The organism is Corallococcus carmarthensis (genome assembly GCF_003611695.1).
GTDB classification, from domain to species: domain Bacteria; phylum Myxococcota; class Myxococcia; order Myxococcales; family Myxococcaceae; genus Corallococcus; species Corallococcus carmarthensis.
The window spans coordinates 1-2,560 of the sequence record NZ_RAWE01000426.1; the positions used below are offsets into that span (position 1 = coordinate 1).

Annotated in this window: 2 protein-coding genes; one reads left to right on the top strand and one right to left on the bottom strand. The window is 71.9% G+C overall.

What is annotated here, in order from left to right; genetic code table 11:
* Positions 1-41 precede the first annotated feature (41 nt).
* Positions 42-839 (bottom strand): TatD family hydrolase, encoded by a 798-nt coding sequence (locus tag D7X32_RS44060; RefSeq protein WP_120608439.1) that lies wholly within the window; start codon positions 837-839, stop codon positions 42-44.
* Between the two features lie 122 nt (positions 840-961).
* On the opposite strand from D7X32_RS44060, the gene D7X32_RS44065 reads away from it, so the two are divergent.
* A complete protein-coding gene (locus D7X32_RS44065; RefSeq protein WP_120608440.1) occupies positions 962-2,437 on the top strand; it encodes a TolB family protein in 1,476 nt (491 codons plus the stop codon).
* Positions 2,438-2,560 lie beyond the last annotated feature (123 nt).

Sequence of the window (2,560 nt, forward strand, 5' to 3'; positions counted from 1 at the left end):
CTGCGGGTTCATGAGGGGCTCCTCTATCACGCGACGCTCGCCTACCGCGAAGGGGAGGGGAAAGCTTCCCGGAACAGGCGGCGGGCATTCTCGGTCGTCCGCTGGGCGAGCACCTCCACCGGCTCCCCCAGCACCTGTGCCATGCCCGCGAGGATGTGGGGCAGGTAGCCTGGCTCCGAGCGCTGCCCCCGGAAGGGCGTGGGCGCCTGGTCCGGTGAGTCCGTCTCCGCCACCAGCCGGTCCGCCGGAATCACGCGCAGGGCGTCCAGCGGCTTGCGCGCCTCCGCCCACGTCACCGGGCCCGCGAAGGAGAAGTGGCAGCCCTTCTGGATGTAGAAGCGCGCCAGCTCCGCGCCGCCGCTGTAGCTGTGCATCAGGATGCCGGCCTCCGGCCACGGCTCCGCCTTCAGGAACTCCATCAGCGCCGGGTGCAGCCGGTGGCAGTGCATCAGCACCGGCAGCCCGTGCTTGCGCGCCAGGGCCATGTGTCCGCGCAGCACCGCCAGCTGCCGCTCCAGCGGGGCGCCGGGAAGGGACGGACCGTCCAGGCCGCACTCGCCCACCGCCACCGCGCCGCCTTTCGACAGCAGCGCGTCCAGTTGCTCCAGGTGCATGCCGTCGTCCTCCGCGGGCAGGTCCGGCAGGAACTGGGGATGGATGCCCAGACCCACCTGGATGCGCGCGTCCCTTCGCGGCAGCGTGAGCAAAGGCTCCCAGGTCTCCGGGCCCACCGCGGGGATGAGGATGCCGTGCAGGCCCGCGGCCCAGGCGCGCGTGACGACGCTGTCGCGGTCCGGGTCGAAGCGCGAAGCGTCCAGATGGCAGTGCGTGTCGATCATTGAGCACCCTTCTTCCGAGTCGCGTTCAATCACGGACAGGCCCGGATGGCGTGCCCTTCAAGGCATCCCGGCCCCCGCGAACGCGAAGCTATGACGCGCCCCCTGACTTTGGAGGCATGAGCATGACCAAGCGAGTGGTGTGGGGGGCGTTGTTCGGGGCACTGACGGTACTGGCCACGGGCTGTGGCGACGAATGCGTCGACCAGTTCGACTGCCGGGACAAGGGCGTGGCCCCTGAGGGCCAGCAGTGGACCTGCAACTCGGACAACACGTGCGAACTGAGCACCCTCACGCCCGTCCCGGAAGAGGACGCGGGCACGGAGGTCGACGCGGGCACGGAGGTCGACGCCGGCACTGACGCGGGGACCGATGCGGGCACGGAGGTCGACGCCGGCACCGACGCGGGCACGGAGGCCGACGCCGGCACCGACGCGGGCATGAACGTGGCCAAGGGCGGCGCGTGCACCGCGTCCGGGGACTGCATGGCGGGCCTGCGCTGCGAGGCCTCCACCTGCCAGTCGCTCTACATCGCCGTGACGGGCAACGACGGCGGCACCCGCGCGCTGGTGACGGCGTACGACGTGCCGGGGATGACGTCGCTCAGCGCCGACGGCGTCGCCAGCGCCTACCCGCGCTTCGGCCCGGGAGGCACCCAGGTGGCCTTCGTGCAGGGGGACGTCACCGCCGCCGCGGGTGAGCTCGCGGTGCGCCCGGTGCCGCTCACGGCCGCCGCGCCCACCGTGCTGACCACGGGCACCGCCGCCGGCAACGCGCGCATCCGCTACATGGAGTGGGAGCCGGGCAACCTCATCGCCTGGGTGCGCGGGAACACGGGCATCTCCACCCTCCCGGCGACGGGCGGCACGCCGACGTCGGCGACCGTCAATGGCACCTTCCCGGACTTCGCGCCCAACGGCACGGACTACGCGTACAGCGCCGCGGGCAACGGCATCTACGTCTCCACCGGCGGCGCCGCGCCGGCTCCGCTGTCGGGCTCGCCCACCACGGGCGAGCAGCCGCACTACAACCGCGTCACCTCGCAGCTGCTGTTCCTGGCCAACCCGGACAACCGCACCGTGAACTTCGGGACCGAGGCCACGCCGGTGCTCCGGCTGTACTCGCTGCCGGTGACGGGCGGCGGCACGCCCGCGCTGCTGGCGGACACCACCTCGCGCGCCGTGACGGGTGGCACCGTGGAGTCGTACATCGCGAACCCGAACTGGGCGCCGGACGGCAGCTGGGTCGCGTATGTGCGCGCGAACTTCCTGCTCATCGGCACCGCCGCCACGTTGTGCGGCAACACCGGCACGGAGCTGTGCGGAAGCGACCCGGGCAACGCCATCTACCTGCAGCGCGTGAACACCACCACGGGCGCGGCGGAAGGCGCTCCGGTGCTCTTCGCGGAAAACGCCACGCTGCCGTCGTTCTCCCCGGATGGCCGCCTCGTGGCCTACGTCTTCGGCGGAGCGCTCAATGTGCGCGCCATCGACCCGGCCACCGGCCAGCCCACCGGCACGGCCATCGCCCACCCGAAGGACACGTACACGGTGCTGACGAGCGAGGGTGACGACTACCGCCCGCGCTGGCAGCCCCGCTAGGACGTGTCCGCAAATAGTTCGAGCGGAGCCGGGTGTTAGGAGGGCATGAGCCGAGGAGAGCTGACGGACGCCCAATGGGAGCGGCTGGTAGGACTGCTGCCGCCCCAGAAACCCGCGCGGGGC

What these genes read in the sequence shown, in the direction of transcription:
- D7X32_RS44060 (WP_120608439.1), bottom strand. Translation starts at nt 839, where the DNA reads ATGATCGACACGCACTGCCATCTGGACGCTTCGCGCTTCGACCCGGAC.
- D7X32_RS44065 (WP_120608440.1), top strand. Translation starts at nt 962, where the DNA reads ATGACCAAGCGAGTGGTGTGGGGGGCGTTGTTCGGGGCACTGACGGTA.